Annotated in this window: 14 protein-coding genes, 1 tRNA gene, 3 rRNA genes and 1 pseudogene; 4 read left to right on the top strand and 15 right to left on the bottom strand. The window is 65.7% G+C overall.

Annotation, left to right across the window (positions count from 1 at the left end; all coding sequences use genetic code 11):
* Positions 1-23: 23 nt before the first annotated feature.
* Complete coding sequence (gene nrdH, locus QF046_RS17270) at positions 24-257, bottom strand: glutaredoxin-like protein NrdH (protein WP_307372182.1); 234 nt, start codon at positions 255-257, stop codon at positions 24-26.
* A gap of 377 nt (positions 258-634) precedes the next feature.
* Between nrdH and QF046_RS17265 the strand changes: the two genes are divergently transcribed.
* Together QF046_RS17265 and QF046_RS17260 are read left to right on the top strand one after the other, a co-directional pair.
* Positions 635-1,846 (top strand): MFS transporter, encoded by a 1,212-nt coding sequence (locus QF046_RS17265; RefSeq protein WP_307372180.1) that lies wholly within the window; start codon positions 635-637, stop codon positions 1,844-1,846.
* A gap of 27 nt (positions 1,847-1,873) precedes the next feature.
* Positions 1,874-3,043 (top strand): acyl-CoA dehydrogenase family protein, encoded by a 1,170-nt coding sequence (locus QF046_RS17260; protein ID WP_307372177.1) that lies wholly within the window; start codon positions 1,874-1,876, stop codon positions 3,041-3,043.
* A 3-nt stretch (positions 3,044-3,046) separates the two neighbouring features.
* Here QF046_RS17260 and QF046_RS17255 read toward each other — a convergent pair whose 3' ends face one another.
* Entirely contained in the window at positions 3,047-3,319 is a 273-nt protein-coding gene (locus QF046_RS17255; protein WP_307372175.1) for a metal-sensitive transcriptional regulator, read from the bottom strand.
* 52 nt (positions 3,320-3,371) lie between these two features.
* On the opposite strand from QF046_RS17255, the gene QF046_RS17250 reads away from it, so the two are divergent.
* Positions 3,372-4,649 carry a DUF445 domain-containing protein gene (locus QF046_RS17250; RefSeq protein ID WP_307372172.1) on the top strand — a complete coding sequence of 426 codons (1,278 nt, stop codon included), beginning with the start codon at positions 3,372-3,374 and terminating at the stop codon, positions 4,647-4,649.
* A 147-nt stretch (positions 4,650-4,796) separates the two neighbouring features.
* On the opposite strand, the gene QF046_RS17245 is transcribed toward QF046_RS17250, so the two are convergent.
* The 5 genes and pseudogenes from QF046_RS17245 to hutH form a co-directional block, all read right to left on the bottom strand.
* Positions 4,797-5,441: an NAD(P)H-binding protein gene (locus QF046_RS17245; protein ID WP_307372170.1), complete on the bottom strand. Its 645-nt coding sequence runs from the start codon at positions 5,439-5,441 to the stop codon at positions 4,797-4,799.
* 49 nt (positions 5,442-5,490) lie between these two features.
* Positions 5,491-6,391, bottom strand: a pseudogene (locus QF046_RS17240) (arginase family protein).
* 25 nt (positions 6,392-6,416) lie between these two features.
* Complete coding sequence (gene hutI, locus QF046_RS17235) at positions 6,417-7,577, bottom strand: imidazolonepropionase (protein ID WP_307372168.1); 1,161 nt, start codon at positions 7,575-7,577, stop codon at positions 6,417-6,419.
* Positions 7,574-9,268, bottom strand: coding sequence for a urocanate hydratase (gene hutU / locus QF046_RS17230; RefSeq protein WP_307372166.1), 1,695 nt, complete (start codon positions 9,266-9,268; stop codon positions 7,574-7,576). Before hutU ends, hutI begins: the two co-directional genes overlap by 4 nt.
* On the bottom strand, positions 9,261-10,799 hold the full coding sequence (gene hutH / locus QF046_RS17225) for a histidine ammonia-lyase (RefSeq protein ID WP_307372165.1): 1,539 nt from the start codon (positions 10,797-10,799) through the stop codon (positions 9,261-9,263). Before hutH ends, hutU begins: the two co-directional genes overlap by 8 nt.
* 52 nt (positions 10,800-10,851) lie before the next feature.
* Here hutH and QF046_RS17220 point away from each other — a divergent pair, with 52 nt between their 5' ends.
* Entirely contained in the window at positions 10,852-11,649 is a 798-nt protein-coding gene (locus tag QF046_RS17220) for an IclR family transcriptional regulator (protein WP_373425741.1), read from the top strand.
* Between the two features lie 22 nt (positions 11,650-11,671).
* Here the strand turns inward: QF046_RS17220 and QF046_RS17215 are convergent, their stop codons facing one another.
* From QF046_RS17215 to galU, 8 genes are all read right to left on the bottom strand, one after another.
* Positions 11,672-11,806, bottom strand: coding sequence for a hypothetical protein (locus tag QF046_RS17215; RefSeq protein ID WP_307372160.1), 135 nt, complete (start codon positions 11,804-11,806; stop codon positions 11,672-11,674).
* A gap of 134 nt (positions 11,807-11,940) precedes the next feature.
* A 5S ribosomal RNA gene (rrf, locus tag QF046_RS17210) occupies positions 11,941-12,057 on the bottom strand.
* A gap of 107 nt (positions 12,058-12,164) precedes the next feature.
* Positions 12,165-15,271 (bottom strand): 23S ribosomal RNA (locus QF046_RS17205).
* Between the two features lie 354 nt (positions 15,272-15,625).
* A 16S ribosomal RNA gene (locus QF046_RS17200) occupies positions 15,626-17,148 on the bottom strand.
* Together the 16S, 23S and 5S rRNA genes form the textbook arrangement of a ribosomal RNA operon.
* A gap of 737 nt (positions 17,149-17,885) precedes the next feature.
* A tRNA-Ala gene (locus tag QF046_RS17195) sits at positions 17,886-17,958 on the bottom strand.
* Positions 17,959-18,019: 61 nt separating this feature from the next.
* Positions 18,020-18,889, bottom strand: a complete 870-nt coding sequence (locus QF046_RS17190; RefSeq protein WP_307372159.1) for a hypothetical protein — start codon at positions 18,887-18,889, stop codon at positions 18,020-18,022.
* A gap of 91 nt (positions 18,890-18,980) precedes the next feature.
* On the bottom strand, positions 18,981-19,580 hold the full coding sequence (locus QF046_RS17185) for a GNAT family N-acetyltransferase (protein ID WP_307372900.1): 600 nt from the start codon (positions 19,578-19,580) through the stop codon (positions 18,981-18,983).
* Between the two features lie 39 nt (positions 19,581-19,619).
* Positions 19,620-20,507, bottom strand: coding sequence for a UTP--glucose-1-phosphate uridylyltransferase GalU (gene galU, locus QF046_RS17180; protein ID WP_307372156.1), 888 nt, complete (start codon positions 20,505-20,507; stop codon positions 19,620-19,622).
* Positions 20,508-20,567: the final 60 nt, after the last annotated feature.

Genomic DNA, 20,567 nt, shown 5'->3' with positions numbered 1-20,567 from the left:
GGTTTCCTCTTCCTGTCGGACTGCTACGCGAGACGGGCCGCGAGCTCGTCGATCTTGTCGGGGCGGAAGCCCGACCAGTGGCCCTCGTCGGTGACGACGACAGGCGCCTGCAGGTAGCCGAGCGACTTGACGTGCTCGAGCGCCGATGCGTCCTCGGAGACGTCGTGGACTTCGTATTCGATGCCCTTCGCGTCGAGCGCGCGGTAAGTGGCGTTGCACTGCACGCAAGAAGGCTTCGTGTAAACCGTGATCGACATGATTCTGGCTTCTTCCCCTTGAATCTCAAGTGTTCTCCCGGCAGACCCCCCGCCGGACTTCAATACTACATATGGGGACGGACATTAGGACCGACCACTAGGGGTAGTAGTTACATCCGTGTAGTTTTCCACCGCTCTCCCCTGTTACAACACAGGTTGTCCACGGTTCCTTCCACAGCCGGGGAACCTCGGGGAGGACCCCCGAACCGCGTGTTCTCGCGGCTTCTGCGACCCCGTCCCGGATTCATCCACAGGGGGCACGATACGAGGGGTCACCGACATTCGATTTCCTGTGGAGAACTCCCTTCGGCGTGTCGCGGCGTGTCGAGACCTTCGTCCTCTCGCGCGCCGCCGGGTGCCCCGGATAGTGTTCAGAGGTGGCCGGATATCGGGACCTTCTACGCACACCGGGTGTCGGGCGCATGATCGCCGCACAGCTCGTGGCGCGTCTGCCCAACGGCATGATCAGCCTGGCCATCCTCATGCACGTCGAACAGCGGACCGGCTCCTACGGCGCGGCCGGGATCGTGCTGGCCGCGGCATCCGTCGGGCAGGCGATCGCGGGGCCCGTCACCAGCCGCTGGATGGGTGCATGGGGGATGCGGCGCGTGCTCACGCTGACCCTCCTCGTCTGCACGGGCGCCGTCCTCGCTCTCGCGCTGCTGCCTCTGAACCTGCCCGGCTACATGGCCCTCGCCCTGCTGGCCGGGCTCTCCACACCTCCGGTGCAGTCCGCGGTGCGCACCATCTACCCCAAGCTCGTCAACGCGGGCCAGCTCACGCCGCTGTTCTCGCTCGACGCGTCGCTGCAGGAGATCATCTGGATCGTCGCCCCGGTGGCGATCACCCTCGTCTCCACTCAGGCCGGCACCGTGCAGGGTCTGCTGATGGTCGCAATCATCCTGGTCGCCGGCGGCGCCTGGTTCATCCTGTCCCCCGAGGTGGGACGCGTGCGCATCCCGCGCAGCCGCCGCGCCTTCGGCCTGGTCGTCCTCAAGCCTCCGGTCATGCTCGCGACCGTGATCGGCTTCCTGCTGATCGGCGCCTGCTCCGCGGTCGAGGTCGGGGTCGTCGCCACGTTCGGCCACGGTGGTGTGGAGGCCGGGCTCGTCCTGGCGGTGTTCTCGGTCGGCAGCCTCGCCGGCGGACTCGCGTTCGGGCACATACCCATCGGCCCGTGGGCGATGGCGCGGCGCCTGCTGATCGTGACGATCGGCCTGACTCTGACGATGCTGTCGCTGAACGTGCTCTGGATCGGCGGCACACTGCTGCTGGCGGGTCTGGGGGTCGCGCCGGCGCTGGCCGTGCTGTTCGCGATCACCACGGCGAGCGTGAAGTTCAGCGAGACCGCCGAGGCGTTCGGCTGGGCGGGCACCGGCCAGCTGATCGGCGCGGCCGCCGGCTCGGCGGTGGCCGGCATCCTCATCGACGGCGGTGGAGGTCCCAGCGGCGCCTATCTCGCCGCGGCGCTGTTCGCCGTGGTGGGCCTGATCGTGGCGGTCGTGTTCGTGCGCGCCTTCCCCGATCTGCGGGACCGCGATCCGAGCCCCTACCCCGATACCGAGCCGATCCAGACCGCCCGCCTCTGACGTCGGCGACCGGCATAGGCTGGGCGCGTGAGCACCTTCGATCCCGCGGCACACCTTCCCGACGACCTGCTGGAGCGCATCCGCGAGCGCGCGGTCGTGCACGATCGCGAGAACACGTTCCCGCAGCAGGATCTCGACGAGCTGCGGGATGCCGGATACCTGTCGATTCTCGTGCCCGCCGAACTCGGCGGCGCCGGCCTCGGGCTCGAGCAGGCCGCCCTGCTGCAGCAGCGGCTGGCGACGGCATCCCCCGCCACGGCCCTCGCGGTCAACATGCACCTGGTGTGGACCGGGGTCGCGAAGGTGTTCGGCGACCGCGGCGTGCCCGGCATGGAGTTCGTGCAGCGCGGTGCGGTGGCAGGAGAGGTGTTCGCGTTCGGGATCAGCGAGGGCGGCAATGACCTGGTGCTGTTCGGCAGCGACACGGATGCCGTCCCGCAGCCGGACGGCGGCTACGCCTTCACCGGCACGAAGATCTTCACCTCTCTCGCCCCGGTGTGGACCCGTCTCGGCCTGCACGGGCTGGACACGACCAGCGCGGATGCTCCGAAGCTGGTGTTCGCATTCATCGAGCGCACGGATGCCGTGGTCACCGGCGACGACTGGGACACCCTGGGCATGCGAGGCACGCAGAGCCGCACGACCCGACTGACCGGCGCGGTCGCGGCCTCCGAGCACGTGGTGCGTCGCATCGATCCGGGCCCCAACCCCGACCCGATCGTGTTCGGCATCTTCAGCGTGTTCGAGCTGCTGCTGGCATCCGTCTACACCGGCATCGCCCGGCGGGGTCTGGATCTCGCCGTCGCGGCCGCGCAGAGCCGGCGTTCGAAGAAGACCGGCGCGACGTACAGTCAGGATCCCGACATCCGCTGGCGGGTCGCCGGGATGGCGCTGGCCTACGACGCACTGCCGCCGCAGATCGCCGCACTCGCGCGCGACGTGGATGTCCTGGCCGATCACGGCCCGCGATGGTTCACCCTGCTGTCGGGAGTCAAGCACCGTGCCGTGGTGATGGCCAAGCAGGTCGTCGACGAGGCGATGCTGGTGGGCGGCGGCGGGTCGTACTTCGCATCCAACGAGCTCTCCCGCCTGTACCGCGACGTGCTGGCAGGGATGTTCCACCCCTCCGACCCGGAGTCGGCGCATTCCACCGCGGCGAGCGCGTGGCTCGGGCCGATCGAGACCCCGGAGTCCTGAACGCTACTTCTTGTCGAAGTCGAACGCCTTCAGCAGTTCGCCGACGGCGGTCTCGCGCGCGTCTCCGCCCGCCTCGAACATCTCGGTGACGTGCGTGCGCAGATGGTTCTCCAGCAGCAGCCGGTTGAGTGATTCGAGAGAGCGCTGCACGGCACGCGACTGCGTGATGATGTCCATGCAGTACTCCTCGTTCTCGATCATCCGCGCGATGCCGCGCAGCTGACCCTCGAGGATGCTGGTGCGGTGCAGGGCGCGCTTCTTGATGTCGTCGATCACGCCTACGAGCGTAGTCGCCGCGGTCCGCATCCGGCCGTGAAATGATGGCCCCATGTCCCGCACTCCGATGGCGCTGCTCTCCCCGGCCGATCAGGAGAGGCTGCGCGGACTGCGGCGGATGAAGGCGGTCGCGCTGGGCGCCCTGATCTTCATGGCGGTGATCTTCGTCCTCGCCTTCTGGCTCGAGAACCGACACCCCTGGCTGGGATACGTGAGAGCCGCGGCCGAGGGCGGCATGGTGGGCGCCCTGGCCGACTGGTTCGCGGTGACGGCGCTGTTCCGGCATCCGCTGGGCCTGCCCATCCCGCACACCGCCATCATCCCCAACCGCAAGGACGAGATCGGCCACACGCTCGGCGAGTTCGTCGAGACGAACTTCCTCTCCGGCGACGTCGTGCGAGACAAGCTGTCCCGCACCGCGCTCTCGCGGCGCCTCGGCGAGTGGATGCAGCAGCCCGTCCACGCCGAACGCGTCACCGCGGAGGCCTCCACCGCGGCGTCCGCCGTGCTGCGCGCCCTGAGCGACGACGATGTGCAGAGCCTGATCGCCGATCTCGCGCGCGAGCACCTCATCGCGCCCGACTGGGCGCCCTCAGCCGGTGGCTGGCTGGAGCGCATCGTCGAGGCGGATGCTCATCGCGGGGCGGTGGATCTGGCCGTGGACAGCATCAGCACCTGGCTGGATGCCAACGCGCACACCTTCAGCGGGCTGGTGTCCCGTCGCCTGCCCTCCTGGGTGCCTCGTCTGGCGCACCGGTTCGTCGACGAGACCGTGTATCACGAGGCTCAGCGCTTCGTGCAGGCCGTGCAGGCCGATCCGCAGCATCCCGCCCGCCGCGCGTTGGACGGCTATCTCGCCCGTCTCGCCGACCGGCTTCAGAACGATCCCGCCATGCGCGACCGCTTCGAGGGCGCCAAGGCTGCGGTGTTCGACAGCCCTCGCGTGATCTCGCTGGCCGCCGAGGTCTGGGAGACGGCGAAGAACGGCCTGCTCGCCGCTCTCGCCGATCCGCAGAGCGGTCTGCGCCGCCGCGCGGCGACCGCGGTCGCCGAGATCGGCAGCCGGCTCGCGACCGAGCCCGCTCTGCAGGCGCGCGTGGACGGCTGGGCGACCGATGCCGCCGTGTTCCTCGTCGACCGGTACCGGCACGACATCGCCTCGATCATCACCGACACGGTCGAGAAGTGGGACGCCGCCGAGACGACCGAGAAGATCGAACTCATGGTGGGCCGCGACCTGCAGTACATCCGCCTGAACGGCACGGTCGTCGGCGCGCTGGCAGGCCTGGCGATCTTCGCCGTGGCGCACGCAGTGATCCCGGGCGCCTGACTGTCGCAAGGGTACGCCGCCGGCTTCGCCCAGGCCACCCCCTCCCCTGCTGACCGTCCAGCGCGCATGCTGGCGGGTCATGAAAGAGCAGGTCAAGACAACTGCGCGCGCGAGACGGGCGAGACCGGCCTCGCCGATCGCGTCTGATCAGTCCGCGAGCGCCTCGGCGATCGGCGTCTCCCCGTCGTTGAACCGGATCGTCCGCCCGATCGTGGCGGGTTCCACGAGCGTCTGCGCGATGACCAGGGCGACGTTCGCCCGCGACACCTGACCCGACTCGGACGCTGCCGCGTCGATACGGCCGGTGCCCTCGTCGAGGGTGAGCGCACTGGGACCGAGCACTGTCCAGTCCAGCGATGTCGCACGCAGATACTCGTCCGCGGCCGCCTTCGCCTCGGCGTAGGCGTGGAAGGAGTTCGAGGCGGGGATGCCGTGGTCCGGCGACGCGTTGAAGTACGACACCATCACGTAGCGGGCGACACCGGCATCCTTCGCCGCATCCATCGACCGCACCGCGGCCTCGAAGTCCACGGCGTGCGTGCGCGCAGCGGATCCGCCGCCTGCGCCGGCCGACCAGACCACGGCATCGTGCCCGGCGATCAATGCGGCGAGTTCCTCGCGGCTGCCCTGCTCGATGTCGAACACGACGGGGTTCGCGCCGGTGGCGCGCACGTCCTCCGCGTGGTCGGGATTGCGGACGACCGCGGTCACCTCATCACCGCGGTCGGTGAGAACAGGGGCGAGCAGAAGTGCGACCTTGCCGTGGCCGCCGACGATCAGTATCCGTGCCATGCCTCCACGCTACCCGCGCCCGGCGATGCGGGCATCGGTACGCGCAGGGTCAGCGCGCAGCGAGGCCGGCCAGCAGCTCGAGCACGCACAGCGCCGCGAGGCGCACGGTGCGGCCGTCCTCGGCATCCGCTGTCGCGTCGACCTCGGAGATGTCGGCGCTGACGATCCGCGCGTCTGCGGCGAGCGCGCGCACGAGCGCCCGCAGCTCCCACGCCGCGAAGCCGCCGGGAACGCTGGCCGGGCATCCCGGCACGACGGCACGGTCCGCCGCGTCCACGTCGATGTCCAGGTGGATGCGCGAGCCTGTCCCGGCGATCTCGAGCGCCTCGGCCACCACGTCGGCGATGCCGCGGCGGCGCACCTCGTCGAGGGTGATCACTCGGATGCCCCAGTCCGCTGCACGCTGCGCGTAGGCGAGCGAGTTTCGCGAAGTCCGCGATGCCGATCTGCACGATGCGCGTCGGGTCGATGCGCTGCCCGTCCGGGGCGTCCTGCACCAGGCGGCGCACGGGCGAGCCGTTGGAGATGCCGTCGCGCAGGTCGAAGTGCGCGTCGATGGTGATCAGCCCGTCCGCGCTCGCCCCTCGCGCCACCGGATAGGTGAGCGAGTTGTCGCCGCCGAGGGCGATCACGAGCCGGGCGTCCGCGGCCAGCTCCCGCACCCGCTGCACGGCACGCTCTGTGCCCTCCTCCCCATCCGGCTCATGCACGTCTCCGGCGTCGGCGACCCGCAGCACCTCGTTCAGATCGAGCGCGGGAGCCCCCATCAGCGCGGCGCTGTACCGCGGAAGGGCGTCGCGGATCGCCGCCGGTGTCGCGTGTGCGCCGGTGGTCGAGATGGAGGTGCGCCAGGTGGGGACGCCCAGCAGCACGGCATCCGCCTTCTCCCCCGGCTTCGGCGCGGGCCAGCCCCCGGCGCGCGGCCAGAGCTCATCGTGCGGCAGTGCCATGTTCACGTTCCTTTCCGCGTCGCGGTCAGCGGACCGCGACGCCGTCCTTCCACACCTTCGAGACCAGCGGAACCCCGGGCCGGTAGGCCAGGTGCACGATGCTGGGTGCGTTCAGCAGCACCAGGTCCGCACGCATGCCGGGAGCGATCACCCCGATGTCAGTCCGTCGCAGTGCCGCGGCGCCTCCCGCGGTCGCGGCCCGCACCGCCTCGGCGGAGGTCATCCCCATCTCCCGCACGGCGAGCGCGATGCAGAACGGCATCGACGAGGTGAAGCTCGACCCGGGGTTCGTGTCGCATGCCAGCGCGACGGTGACGCCGGCATCGATCAGCCGGCGCGCGTCGGGGTACGGATGCCGAGTGGAGAACTCCACACCGGGCAGCAGGGTGAGAACCGTGTCGGATGCCGCGAGCTCGGCCACGTCGGCGTCGGTCAGGTACGTGCCGTGGTCGACGGATGCCGCACCCAGCTCGATCGCGAGCTGAACGCCTTCGCCTGGTCCGAGCTGGCTGGCGTGCACCCGAGGCCGCAGCCCGCGGGCGATGCCGGCCTCGAGCACGCGACGCGACTGCGCCACGGTGAAGGCGCCGGTCTCGCAGAACACGTCGATCCACTTCGCGTACGGAGCGCACGCGTCGAGCATGTCCCCGATCACGAGGTCGACGTACTCGTCGCCGCGATCCGCGTACTCGGCGGGCACGACGTGGGCGCCGAGGAAGGTGACCTCCTCGGTGACTTCGGCGGCCAGACGCACCAGCCGCGCTTCGGTCTGAACGTCCAACCCGTAGCCGCTCTTGATCTCGATCGTCGTGGTGCCCTGGGCGAGCATCTCGGCGACGAAGCCGTGCATGCGCGCCCGCAGCTCCTCGTCGGTCGCGGCTCGGGTGGCTGCGACGGTGGAGCGGATGCCGCCGGCCGCATACTTCTCGCCTGCCATGCGCGCCTCGAACTCCGCGGCCCGGTCGCCGCCGAAGACGATATGGCTGTGGCTGTCGACGAACCCGGGGATCACCGCCCGACCGTCGGCATCCACCTCGGTGAAGCCCCCGGGCGGCGTCGGGGCGTCGGCGGACTGGCCGACCCACGTGATCAGCCCGTGCTCGATCAGCACGGCCGCGTCGTGCAGGGGCTCGGGGCCGACGTTGGTGGTCAGCTCCCCGATGTCGGTGATCAGCGTGGCAGTCACAGCATCGGCACCTTGAGTCCGCGCTCGCGGGCGATCTCGCGGGCGTGCTCGTAGCCGGCATCCACATGGCGCATGACGCCGGTGCCGGGATCGTTGGTGAGCACCCGCTCGAGCTTCTGCGCCGCCAGCTCCGATCCGTCGGCGACGGTGACCTGACCGGCGTGGATGCTGCGTCCGATGCCGACACCGCCGCCGTGGTGCAGCGAGACCCAGCTGGCCCCGGATGCCGTGTTCAGCAGCGCGTTCAGAAGCGGCCAGTCCGCGATGGCATCCGAGCCGTCCTTCATCGCCTCGGTCTCACGGTACGGCGAAGCCACCGATCCGGAATCGAGGTGGTCGCGGCCGATCACGATGGGTGCCGAGAGCTCACCGGAGGCGACCATCTCATTGAACTTGAGGCCCGCGAGGTGCCGCTCCTTGTAGCCGAGCCAGCAGATGCGGGCGGGCAGCCCCTCGAAGTGCACCTTCTCACGTGCCTTCTCGAGCCAGCGGTGCAGGGCCTTGTCCTCGGGGAACAGCTCCGCGATGGCGCGGTCGGTCTTGTAGATGTCCTCCGGGTCACCCGAGAGCGCCGCCCAGCGGAACGGACCGCGGCCCTCTTCGAACTGCGGGCGGATGTACGCCGGCACGAAACCGGGGAACTCGAAGGCCCGCTCGCTCCCGCCCAGCTGCGCTTCGGCGCGCAGGGAGTTGCCGTAGTCGAACACTGCGGCGCCGTCATCCTGGAACGCGACCATGGCATCCACGTGCGCGGCCATCGACTCGCGCGACCGACGGGTGAAGTCCTCGGCATCCCGCTTCGCCTCGGACTTCCACTCCTCCACCGTGATGCCGATCGGCAGGTAGGCGAGCGGGTCGTGCGCGCTGGTCTGGTCGGTGACGACGTCGATGGCGATGAGTCCCGCGTCCTGGCGGCGCTTCAGCTCGGGGAAGACTTCGGCGGTGTTGCCGACGACGCCGACCGAGAGCGCCTCGCCGGCCTCCTTGGCCGCCATCACACGAGCGACGGCCGCGTCGAGGTCGGTGGTGTACTCGTCGAGGTAGCCGTGCTCGACGCGGCGGGCCAACCGCGACTCGTCCACGTCGACGATCAGCACGACGCCGTCGTTGAGGGTGACGGCCAGTGGCTGCGCGCCGCCCATGCCGCCGGCGCCGCCGGTGAGGGTCAGCGTGCCCTTCAGCGAATCGCGGGCGAGCGAGCGGGCGACGGCGGCGAAGGTCTCGTAGGTGCCCTGCAGGATGCCCTGGGTGCCGATGTAGATCCAGGATCCTGCGGTCATCTGCCCGTACATGATGAGTCCGAGCGACTCGAGTCGGCGGAACTCGGGCCAGTTCGCCCAGTCGCCGACGAGGTTCGAGTTGGCGATCAGCACGCGCGGTGCCCATTCGTGGGTGCGGAACACGCCCACCGGCTTGCCGGACTGCACGAGCAGCGTCTCATCGGGCTCGAGCTCGTCGAGGGTGCGCACGATCGCGTCGTACGCCTCCCAGCTGCGTGCGGCACGGCCGGTGCCGCCGTAGACGACCAGGTCCTCGGGGTGTTCGGCGACCTCGGCATCGAGGTTGTTCATCAGCATCCGCTTGGCGGCCTCAGCGCCCCAGCTCTTGGCTGTGCGCTGGTTGCCCCGCGGGGCGCGGATGCGACGGGTCGGGTCGTGGAGAGTGGGCTCGGAGGGAGTGAGTTCAGACATTCGCGTGCTCCTTCGCGGTCGTGAGGACGGCGCCGGAGCGGACGAGCTCGGTGACGGCCTCCATATCGGGTGAGAGGAAGTGGTCGGGACCGGGGCCTGCGGCGACCGTGCGGACCAGGTCGCGGACGGCGCCGGTCGCGGGTCCGGCGACCAGCGGCGCACGCAGGTCGAGCGCGCGGGATCCGGTGAGGATCTCGATCGCCAGCACCCGGGTGAGCCCATCGATCGCGCGGCGCAGCTTGCGGGCGCCCGCCCACCCCATCGACACGTGGTCCTCCTGCATGGCCGAGGAGGGGATCGAATCGACGGATGCGGGGGCCGCGAGGCGCTTGAGCTCGGAGACGATGCCGGCGGCGGCGTACTGCGCGATCATCAGGCCGGAGTCGACACCGACCTCGTGGGCGAGGAACGGCGGCAGTCCGCGGTTGCGTGCAGGGTCGAGGGCGCGGTCGGTGCGTCGCTCGGAGACGGATGCCACATCGGCGACCGAGATCGCGAGGAAGTCGAGGACCACGGCGATCGGAGCGCCATGGAAGTTGCCGTTGGACTCGATGCGTCCGTCGGAGGTGATCACGGGGTTGTCGACGACGGATGCCAGCTCGCGCTCGGCGATCATCCTCGCGTGCCCCATCGTGTCGCGGGCGGCGCCGTGCACCTGCGGCGAGCAGCGCAGCGAGTAGGCGTCCTGCACACGTCCGTCCTCAGGGCCCTTGTGGCTGGCGACCATGGGCGAGTCGCCGAGGAACGCGCGCAGGTTGGCTGCGGATGCCGACTGGCCGAGCTGCGGGCGCAGCGCCATGAGGTCGGCGGCGAAGACGGCGTCGGTGCCGAACTGCGACTCGATCGACATGGCGGCGGCGAGGTCGGCTGTGGTGAGGAGCTTCTCCAGATCGTGCAGTGCGAGCAGCAGCATCCCCAGCATGCCGTCGGTGCCGTTGATAAGGGCGAGGCCCTCCTTCTCGACCAGTTCGAGCGGCGCGATGCCTGCGGCGGCGAGGGCATCGGATGCCGGCATCAGCTCGCCCGCGACACGCACATCACCCTCCCCCATCGATGCCAGAGCGACGTGAGCCAGTGGCGCCAGGTCGCCCGAGCAGCCCAATGATCCGTACTCGCGGACGATCGGGGTGATGCCTGCGTTGAGCATGGCGGCGTAGGTGTCGACGACGATGGGCCGCACACCGGTGTGACCGGATGCCAGGGTCTGCAGGCGCAGCAGCTGCAGCGCGCGCACGACCTCGGTCTCCACCTCGTCGCCAGTGCCGGCGGCGTGGGAGCGGATCAGGCTGAGCTGCAGTTGACGGCGCCGGTCGGGGGCGATGAAGGTGGTCGCCAACGCACCGAAGCCGGTCGACACACCGTAGTGCGGATGAGGGTCGGCGGCGAGGCTGTCGATCACGGCGCGTGCGGCTATCACGCGCTCACGGGCGTCGTCGGCGATCTCGACCGGCGCGAAGTCGCGCGCCACGGCGACGACGTCCGCGGGTGAGAGGGGGGATGCGCCGATGATCACGGGAGAGGAATGCTGCATGATCTGATTCCACACCGGAACACGGCCCGGCGGGAGGGCCTCGTGACAGACTGTGTCTGTGATCTCAGACGAACTCGATGGCGACTCCGTCCCTCCGAGACCGCAGGTGCCCGCGGCCGATCAGACGCTGCGGATCCTGCGGCACCTGGCGCGGCGCGCAGCGCCGATCGCCGCCTCGGCACTGGCCCGCGACCTGGGCATCCCCCGCTCGACGATCTACCATCTGCTGGCCACGCTCGAGGACCACGGCTTCGTCGTGCACCTGGCTCAGGAGCGCCGCTGGGGTCTCGGCGCCAGCGCCTTCGAGCTGGCAGGAGGGTACGCCAGGCAGGAGCCGCTGGCACGGCTGGGACGACCGCTGCTGGCCTCCCTGGCCGACCTGATCGGCGAGAGTGCGCACCTGGCGGTGATGAGCGGGCGGGACGTGCTGTACATCGTGGAGGAACGGGCGGTGCGCCGTCCCGCTCTGGTGACGGACGTGGGTGTGCGGCTGCCTGCGCACCTGACCGCGACAGGGCGCGCGATGCTGGCGGCTCTCCCCCGCAGTCAGGTGCGCGCGCTGTACCCGGATCGTGCGGCGTTCACCGAACGCACGGGTCGCGGTCCGTCACGACCCAGCGAACTGCGCGAGCTGCTGCAGGAGGTGCGAGCAGCGGGTGTCGCGACGGAGGACGGCGAGGTCACCCCGGGATTCCGGTCGGTGGCCGCGGTCGTCCGCGATCACGCGGGCTGGCCCGCTGCGGCGATCGCCGTGACCTGGCAGGAGGATCGTGCGATGACGGATCCCACGGATGCGGTCAGAGACGCCGCACGGATGCTGCAGAACCGCCTGGGTTACGACCGGGCCTGAGCGCCCGGTCGTAACCGCTCGATCAGGCGTTCGCACCCTTTCGGGTCTTGAGGAAGGTCTCGGGCTCGCGCTTCGCGCGCTTCTCCGCTCTCTTCTCCTTGAGTGAGAGCTTCGCGACCTTCTTGCTTCCGCGTTCCTGCGGTGTCTTTCCAGACATATGACTCGCTTCCCCTTCTTCTGGCTGGCGGGCTGTAACCTCCGACCATAGCCCGCCCGCGCAGGGGAAGTCAAATCATCCGGGCGTTAACGCAGAAAAGCCACCCCGCGAGGGGTGGCTTTTCCACAAATGAAGTCCGGCGGTGTCCTACTCTCCCACAGGGTCCCCCCTGCAGTACCATCGGCGCTGTGAGGCTTAGCTTCCGGGTTCGGAATGTGACCGGGCGTTTCCCTCACGCTATGGCCGCCGAAACACTATTGACATGTATCAGGCAACACACACGTTGAGTGTGGTTGTTCGGTTCCCGACCGTACGTCGAGAACCACAAAGTGGACGCGTTCATCTAGAAAGAATTGGTGTTATCAAGTCATCGGCTTATTAGTACCAGTCAGCTGCACACCTTGCGGTGCTTCCACATCTGGCCTATCAACCCAGTAATCTGGCTGGGAGCCTCTCCACCCGAAGGTGATGGAAGTCTCATCTTGAGGCCGGCTTCCCGCTTAGATGCTTTCAGCGGTTATCCATCCCGAACGTAGCTAACCAGCGGTGCTCCTGGCGGAACAACTGGCACACCAGAGGTTCGTCCAACCCGGTCCTCTCGTACTAGGGTCAGATCCTCTCAAACTTCCTACGCGCGCAGCGGATAGGGACCGAACTGTCTCACGACGTTCTAAACCCAGCTCGCGTACCGCTTTAATGGGCGAACAGCCCAACCCTTGGGACCTACTCCAGCCCCAGGATGCGACGAGCCGACATCGAGGTGCCAAACCATGCCGTCGATATGGACTCTTGGGCAAGATCAGCCTGTTATCCCCGAGGTACCTTTTATCCGTTGAGCGACAGCGCTTCCACAAGCCACTGCCGGATCACTAGTCCCGACTTTCGTCCCTGCTCGACCTGTCAGTCTCACAGTCAAGCTCCCTTGTGCACTTACACTCGCCACCTGATTACCAACCAGGTTGAGGGAACCTTTGGGCGCCTCCGTTACTTTTTGGGAGGCAACCGCCCCAGTTAAACTACCCACCAGGCACTGTCCCTGAACCGGATCACGGTTCGAAGTTAGATATCCAGAGTGACCAGAGTGGTATTTCAACAATGACTCCACCATAACTGGCGTCATGGCTTCAAAGTCTCCCACCTATCCTACACAAGCCACACCGAACACCAATACCAAGCTGTAGTAAAGGTCACGGGGTCTTTCCGTCCTGCTGCGCGTAACGAGCATCTTTACTCGTAATGCAATTTCGCCGAGTTCGCGGTTGAGACAGTTGGGAAGTCGTTACGCCATTCGTGCAGGTCGGAACTTACCCGACAAGGAATTTCGCTACCTTAGGATGGTTATAGTTACCACCGCCGTTTACTGGGGCTTAAATTCTCAGCTTCGCCTTGCGGCTAACCGGTCCTCTTGACCTTCCAGCACCGGGCAGGCGTCAGTCCGTATACATCGACTTGCGTCTTCGCACGGACCTGTGTTTTTAGTAAACAGTCGCTACCCACTAGTCTCTGCGGCCACCACACCCTTTTCGGAGCAAGTCCGTATAAGCGGGTGGCCCCCCTTCTCCCGAAGTTACGGGGGCATTTTGCCGAGTTCCTTAACCACGATTCTCTCGATCTCCTTGGTATTCTCTACCTGACCACCTGAGTCGGTTTGGGGTACGGGCGGCTTGAACCTCGCGTCGATGCTTTTCTTGGCAGCATAGGATCACCCACTTTTTATCCGCATCGCGTCTCAGCCTGCATGAGTCGCGGATTTGCCTACGACTCGGCCTACACGCTTGCACCAGGACAACCATCGCCTGGCTTGGGCTACCTTCCTGCGTCACACCTGTTAATACGCTAACCGCACCAGAATGGGGTCGTACGCTAGGCCCAGAGCGTCACCCCGAAGGGATCAGTCACTGGGATTCAGATACTTAGCACTACTGGATTAGCTTGGGCGGTTCTTCGCCGGTACGGGAATATCAACCCGTTGTCCATCGACTACGCCTGTCGGCCTCGCCTTAGGTCCCGACTTACCCAGGGAAGATTAGCTTGACCCTGGAACCCTTGGTCTTCCGGAGGACGTGTTTCTCACACGTCTTTCGCTACTCATGCCTGCATTCTCACTCGTGTAGCGTCCACGGCTGGTTCACACCGCCGCTTCACTCGCCACACGACGCTCTCCTACCCATCAACACGGCTGGACCACGAAGGCCTACCAAAAATGTCAATGCCACAACTTCGGTGGCGTGCTTGAGCCCCGTTACATTGTCGGCGCGGAATCACTTGACCAGTGAGCTATTACGCACTCTTTCAAGGGTGGCTGCTTCTAAGCCAACCTCCTGGTTGTCTAAGCAACTCCACATCCTTTTCCACTTAGCACGCGCTTTGGGACCTTAGATGGTGGTCTGGGTTGTTTCCCTCTCGACTATGAAGCTTATCCCCCACAGTCTCACTGCTGCGCTCTCACTTACCGGCATTCGGAGTTTGGCTGACGTCAGTAACCTGTTGAGGCCCATCGGCCATCCAGTAGCTCTACCTCCGGTAAGAAACACGCAACGCTGCACCTAAATGCATTTCGGGAGAGAACCAGCTATCACGAAGTTTGATTGGCCTTTCACCCCTATCCACAGCTCATCCCCTCAGTTTTCAACCTAAGTGGGTTCGGTCCTCCACACGCTCTTACACGTGCTTCAACCTGGCCATGGATAGATCACTTCGCTTCGGGTCTAGGACATGCGACTGAATCGCCCTATTCAGACTCGCTTTCGCTACGGCTACCCCACACGGGTTAACCTCGCCACATATCACTAACTCGCAGGCTCATTCTTCAAAAGGCACGCTGTCACCCCTACTAAGGAGGCTCCAACGGTTTGTAAGCAAACGGTTTCAGGCACTATTTCACTCCCCTCCCGGGGTACTTTTCACCTTTCCCTCACGGTACTTGTCCGCTATCGGTCATCTGGGAGTATTTAGGCTTATCAGGTGGTCCTGACAGATTCACACGGGATTTCTCGGGCCCCGTGCTACTTGGGATACTCTTCACGCTGCGCACAACATTTCGACTACGGGGCTGGCACCCACTATGGCTGGCCTTTCAAGACCATTCGTCTATATCGTCACATCACGTCGACCACTCGGCAGAATGATCAAAAAAGTCCCGCAACCCCGGGCATGCAACGCCTGCCGGCTATCACACACACCCGGTTTAGCCTCATCCGCTTTCGCTCGCCACTACTCACGGAATCACTGTTGTTTTCTCTTCCTGTGGGTACTGAGATGTTTCACTTCCCCACGTTCCCTCTACCCGCCCTATATATTCAGGCGGGAGTCACCAGGTCGCAAAACGCCTGGCGGGGTTTCCCCATTCGGACACCCTCGGATCAAAACTCGCTTATCAGTTCCCCGAGGCTTATCGCAGATTGCTACGTCCTTCTTCGGCTCCAGATGCCAAGGCATCCACCGTTTGCTCTTAAAGACTTGAAATCACATGAGTAACCACCAGTCCAGGAAAAGACTGGTGATCAATAATTCTTTAAGATGCTCGCGTCCACTGTGTAGTTCTCAAAGTACGGGCGGTCCCCCAACACCGAAACCCCGAAAGGAAACGACGAAAGGGGCCTAGAGGTTCAGAACGACCATAAGGCCGGCCCGGTCCCTCAGGACCCAACAGCGTGCAGCCGCCTGCTGGCTTCCCCCACCGTTCCAGATCCGAAGACCGTACTAAATGAAGTCAGCTGCGCTGACGGCATGTCAAATGTTCCACCCATGAGCTCCCAGCGAAGAACGTATGCCTTCGATCTGGGTTCTGGACACCCGGAGGTGTCAGATGCTCCTTAGAAAGGAGGTGATCCAGCCGCACCTTCCGGTACGGCTACCTTGTTACGACTTAGTCCTAATTACCAATCCCACCTTCGACGGCTCCCTCCACAAGGGTTAGGCCACCGGCTTCAGGTGTTACCGACTTTCATGACTTGACGGGCGGTGTGTACAAGACCCGGGAACGTATTCACCGCAGCGTTGCTGATCTGCGATTACTAGCGACTCCGACTTCATGAGGTCGAGTTGCAGACCTCAATCCGAACTGGGACCGGCTTTTTGGGATTCGCTCCACCTTACGGTATCGCAGCCCATTGTACCGGCCATTGTAGCATGCGTGAAGCCCAAGACATAAGGGGCATGATGATTTGACGTCATCCCCACCTTCCTCCGAGTTGACCCCGGCAGTATCCCATGAGTTCCCACCATTACGTGCTGGCAACATAGAACGAGGGTTGCGCTCGTTGCGGGACTTAACCCAACATCTCACGACACGAGCTGACGACAACCATGCACCACCTGTTTACGAGTGTCCAAAGAGTTGACCATTTCTGGCCCGTTCTCGTATATGTCAAGCCTTGGTAAGGTTCTTCGCGTTGCATCGAATTAATCCGCATGCTCCGCCGCTTGTGCGGGTCCCCGTCAATTCCTTTGAGTTTTAGCCTTGCGGCCGTACTCCCCAGGCGGGGAACTTAATGCGTTAGCTGCGTCACGGAATCCGTGGAAAGGACCCCACAACTAGTTCCCAACGTTTACGGGGTGGACTACCAGGGTATCTAAGCCTGTTTGCTCCCCACCCTTTCGCTCCTCAGCGTCAGTTACGGCCCAGAGATCTGCCTTCGCCATCGGTGTTCCTCCTGATATCTGCGCATTCCACCGCTACACCAGGAATTCCAATCTCCCCTACCGCACTCTAGTCTGCCCGTACCCACTGCAAGCCCGAGGTTGAGCCTCGGAATTTCACAGCAGACGCGACAAACCGCCTACGAGCTCTTTACGCCCAATAATTCCGGATAACGCTTGCACCCTACGTATTACCGCGGCTGCTGGCACGTAGTTAGCCGGTGCTTTTTCTGCAGGTACCGTCACTTTCGCTTCTTCCCTGCTAAAAGAGGTTTACAACCCGAAGGCCGTCATCCCTCACGCGGCGTTGCTGCATCAGGCTTGCGCCCATTGTGCAATATTCCCCACTGCTGCCTCCCGTAGGAGTCTGGGCCGTGTCTCAGTCCCAGTGTGGCCGGTCACCCTCTCAGGCCGGCTACCCGTCGACGCCTTGGTGAGCCATTACCTCACCAACAAGCTGATAGGCCGCGAGCCCATCCCCAACCGAAAAATCTTTCCACCCACACACCATGCGGTGATGGGACATATCCAGTATTAGACGCCGTTTCCAGCGCTTATCCCAGAGTCAGGGGCAGGTTGCTCACGTGTTACTCACCCGTTCGCCACTAATCCACCCAGCAAGCTGGGCTTCATCGTTCGACTTGCATGTGTTAAGCACGCCGCCAGCGTTCATCCTGAGCCAGGATCAAACTCTCCGTAAAAAACGATAGCCACCAACAACCGGGAAAACGGTTCGAAGGCAGCGAGTTCAATCATGACCAAAATGAATAAATCATTGCTGACATATCCATACGCCAACCCCCCAAAAGAGGATTGGACTTTGATCCAAAGGAATTCTCAACCCAGCAAAAAAGCTGGACGAGGATAATTTGGCATTTGACAAGTGCACGCTGTTGAGTTCTCAAGGATCGGACGCACCCACACACCCACCCCAACGAGGCGAGAAGCGCAAGGCAACTTCACAATCATGTTGTCCCGACCGGGCTGTCGTGTTCGACGCGCCGTGAGGATCAGGACCAGATCGCCGCCCCGTTTCCGAGGCAACCGTTCTAGCTTATCCGTCTCGGCGAGCTTGTCAAATCGACGTTGCCCTGCGGGACGATCACGCTCCCCGGGCCTATTGGCCCGACCGGATCAGATCCGGTGGAGTGTGATTCGTTCACCTCTTGGTGGGGAGCCAGGCCCTTCAGGCCTTCCGCTCAACCGCTTGGGGCGAACAAGTAATAATTTACGTGGATCCCGGGGATCCGGCAAATCGGCGCGGCATCCCGGGCGTGTCCGGCCGGTCAGGCCCGGAAACACGCGGTTCGCGGTTCGTCGGGCCGGCTGCCAGTCCGCGGGGTGCCACGGGCCGGCAGCGGTGCAACCCAGACGTCGACACTCCCCCGAGTACGAGAAAGCCCCCTCCGAGCTGTGCTCGGAGGGGGCTTCTGTTCTGTGGACCTAAGGGGATTCGAACCCCTGACCTCCTCGATGCGAACGAGGCGCGCTACCAACTGCGCCATAGGCCCTTGAACCTCGTCTACGCTATCACGCCCGTCGGGCCGATCGCGTCACGGCGAGGGTGCCGGATCAGCCGGCTGCCCGACGCGCGAGCAGCTGCCGCACATGCGCCTCGATCTCGGAATCGTCGACGACTCCCATCCGTGCATAGGGAGAGTCACCGGCATCCGACACGGCGGTCGCCGCGGGAAGAACCACCGGAGCCAGCGGTGCCAGCTCCTCCGCCCGGCGGCGCAGCTCCGCACGGCGCGCAGCCCGGCGGCGCTCGTCCTGCGCGTCGATCTGCGCCTGCGCGGCCTGAGCCCGCGACCCAGCCATCGCCACCATCGGCTGAGGCAGCGCACGAGGAGTCCAGGACGCCGGGCCCTGATCGTGCAGCGGCGGCGCGATGCGCTCCGTCTGCGGAGCGGCGTCCGCCCTGATCACGTGAGTCGCCGCCCTGCGGGCGACCTGAGCCATCCTGACGAGCACGGCCACGGCGAGCGCGGTCATCACCGCGCCGACAGCTGCCAGCATCCATCCGCCGGCGGCGAGGAACTGCCAGATGCCGAGACCGAGCGCTGCGAACGCCGTAACCAGCACGATGCTCGCGGCCAGGCGCGTGCGGCGCCTCGCCCTGGCCTGACGCACGAGCGGATCACGACGCGTGGCCGCGAGTTCGCTGCGCAGTCGCTCCAGCTCGGCGTTCTCCTTCTCAGCCTGCACGCGCTTCGCCAGCCGCTGCTGCTGCAGTGCCGTGCGCGCGGTCAGCTCGAGTCGCACCTCATCGGGGGTCTCGCTCGTCTCCGCGAGCACCCGGAGCGCCTGATTCAGCCGCACGGCGTTGCGCTCGGCGGCGTAGTACTGATGACGGCCGCGCCAGCTGGGCATGAAGTACAGCGCCCACAGCAGCACCGCGACAAGGACGATCACGCCCCCACTCAGCACCGGCCCATCCATAGAGTCCACGGTAAGCGAACTGACGCGCGCGACCCCGGCACGAGGATCGCGTGTCGCGCGGGAATGCCGACGACCGGTCGGATACCGAGGTTCAGGACTCCCCGGGCACGGCGCCGGCGTCGGGAGGCACCAGTCCCTGCACCCAGCGGTTCAGCACTCCGCCCGGCACGTCCTCGCGCGTGAGCGCGAAGGCGTGGTGATCGCGCCAGTCCCCGTCGATGTGGATGAAGCGCCGCCGCAGCCCCTCGTATCGGAACCCGAGCTTGCGGACCACGCGCAGGCTGGCCTGATTCTCGGGGCGGATGCAGATCTCCATGCGGTGCAGGCCCAGCTGGTCGAACGCGGCATCGGTGGCCATCGCCACGGCGGTGGTGGTGATGCCTCGTCCCGCGAAGCGCTCGCTCACCCAGTACCCGATCGTCGCCGAGCACAGCGATCCGCGGGAGACTCCCCAGATGTTGAGCTGACCGGCGATCTCGCCGTCGTACTCCATCACGAAGGGATGCCCGGTGCCGTCCCGGTGCTGCTGCAGAAGGCGACGGATGCTGACCCGCATGTCGAAGGACGAGGCGCCCCCGGGGATGGTCGCCTCCCACGGCTGCAGCCAGGCGCGGTTCGTCAACAGCTCCCGCTGCAGCGTTCGCGCATCGCGCGGGCGGATCAGGCGCAGGCCGACCGGCCCGTGATGCATCCGGTCAGTGGTCTCGAGGAGCACGGCGGCTGTCCGCGCCTACAGGCCGGCGGCGAAGTCCTTCAGCCACGGACGCAGATCCGGGCCGAGGTCGTCGCGATCCACGGCGAGCTGGACGATGGCCTTGATGTAGTCGGCACGATCGCCGGTGTCGTACCGGCGCCCGCGGAAGACCACGCCCACGACGCCGGGACCGTCGGGGTCCGCGGCGAGCTCCTGCAGAGCGTCCGTCAGCTGGATCTCCCCGCCCTTGCCCGGCTGCGTCCGCTCGAGGACCTCGAAGATGTGCTGCGGCAGCACGTAGCGTCCGATCACGGCGAGGTTCGACGGAGCGTCCTCGGCGTTCGGCTTCTCGACCAGCGCGGTGACCTTCACGCTGTCTCCGTCGTCGACATGCACGCCGTCGACCGCGGCGACCCCGTACATGTGGATGTGCTCGGCGTCCACCTCCATCAGCGCGACGACAGCGGCGCCGGTGCGCTCGTGCGCGGCGATCATCTCGATGAGCAGCGAGTCGCGCTCGTCGATGAGGTCATCCCCCAGGAGGACGGCGAAGGAGCTGTCACCCACGTGCGTCCTGGCTCGCAGCACCGCGTGACCGAGGCCCTTGGGCTCGCCCTGGCGGACGAAGTGGATGTCGGCGAGATCGCTCGACTTCGTCACGCGCTCCAGGCGGCCCTTGTCGCCCTTCTGCCGCAGCCGCACCTCGAGCTCGGGGACCGAGTCGAAGTGATCGGAGATGGCGTTCTTGTTGCGTCCGATGATGACGAGGATGTCGTCGATGCCGGCGCTGACCGCTTCCTCGACGACGTACTGGATGGCCGGCTTGTCGACGACCGGGAGCATCTCCTTCGGCATCGCCTTCGTCGCAGGCAGAAAGCGCGTCCCCAGCCCTGCCGCGGGAATGACCGCCTTCATCTTCTTCATCCGGTCAGCATAGCGGCGGGATCCCCGGCGAGGACCGACAGCCCCCGCCGTATGATCGGA

It is taken from the genome of Microbacterium sp. W4I4 (assembly GCF_030816235.1).
In the GTDB taxonomy this organism is placed as follows: Bacteria; Actinomycetota; Actinomycetes; order Actinomycetales; family Microbacteriaceae; genus Microbacterium.
Note: the sequence above shows the minus strand (reverse complement) of the source record. Positions and strands in the feature narration are given on the sequence as shown.